Genomic DNA, 1,387 nt, shown 5'->3' on the forward strand with positions numbered 1-1,387 from the left:
GCTGCATGAAAAGATCAAAACGGTCGAAACCCGATTGGGCGACCCCAACATCATCCTCAATTCCTTCATCGTCTCCCCAACCCGCTACGGAGCTCTGCAGTGGGGCGAAACCATCCAAGAGCTAGAAGACAAACACGTCCTCTTCATGGCCGAAGACCCTGAGGGTTACATAGGTAAACTGATGAATAAGATCCGATCAGAGGAAATGGCCCAAAACGTAGCAGATATTTAAACGAAGGTTTTGCGATGCCCGTTAGTGTTTCTTCTGAAGACGAATACGCCAATCACTCTCGCAATGCAGGAAAGCAGTTGTCTGAGCGGGAAACCATCGTCCCAGCATGCCAGCCGACTGGCTTCCTGTGTGGCACCAGGAGCCTCGTTTGAAATATTGGCAATGTCTGCGTATGAAAACTTGAAAACCAAAGTAGTACCCGCGGCTGAAAAAAGTAGAGCAAGATGTTCGAAAAAGAAAAGCAGGTTGTCGAAATGCTCGCAAGGGTTTTGAAGACACCTCGGCAGTGTTGTGTACTTGTGGTCAATAATACACTCACTTGGCCAGAGGAAGAGAGACCCGTTTTCACGGAATTGGGAGCCGAAGAGGAGCTTCGTCTTTATGCATGCCGTCGACTCGGCCAAAGCCGCAACAGCATTATTAATCTCGAGCCGCGATGGACTAAATTGGGCGTGCGCACTACGGATGATGTCAGTTCGGCAGAGGCCTGTGGTCCAGCAAGAACCATTTGGTTTCACGGGCAAAAGGCTGAAGTCTTTGCCTTCGGTCAGGAGGATCTCAAGTCGCTGTGGGATTCGATCCTTAATCTAGATTACAAGCCAACGGATATATTTCTTGCGGCCATTGCCTTAACGAACGTGACTAAAGATTGGCTGCTACCGCTCACCAACTATTTTCAATTGGAAGATCGTGAATTGGTCAATGTCGACGGGCATAAAGAGTGGAAGCAGATAGAGATAGTTGATGTGGAAGAAATTGAAGAGGAGCTCCTGGTGGACGGCGAGGCAGAAGATTTTAAGAGCAAGCCCTTTGCTGTTCAATATTTTCGTGACGTAGGTGAACGGCAACTCCTGCATGAGATACCACAGTTTGATCTGCGTGATGATCCACTCTCCCAAAGCATCTACAGCCAAGGGGATGACCAGATCCGTACAACATGGTTTGCCGAGGTGCTTTGCTACGACATTCGCATTGCCGCCACGTATCACTTTGAGCAAAATCTCGCTCATTGGCGTGAAATGCAACGTTTTGAATCCGACTGGAACAAGTGGTATACCGAGCAATGGAAGGGGCAACCCGCTGATAAAAAAGCCGCGCTCAAAGCAATGCCTACTTGGAAGTCTGAGAAGGATGGATACCAAGACAGGGACAAAG

2 protein-coding genes are annotated in these 1,387 nt (G+C 48.8%); both read left to right on the forward strand.

The features are described 5' to 3' along the window. A partial coding sequence (locus tag RMSM_RS41590) for a hypothetical protein (protein ID WP_040771061.1) occupies positions 1–232 on the forward strand: 232 nt, incomplete at its 5' end. Positions 233–456: 224 nt separating this feature from the next. Then, on the forward strand, positions 457–1,387 hold a 931-nt coding region (locus tag RMSM_RS34365), incomplete at its 3' end, for a hypothetical protein (RefSeq protein ID WP_008708607.1).

The organism is Rhodopirellula maiorica SM1 (assembly GCF_000346295.1).
Lineage (GTDB): Bacteria > Planctomycetota > Planctomycetia > Pirellulales > Pirellulaceae > Novipirellula > Novipirellula maiorica.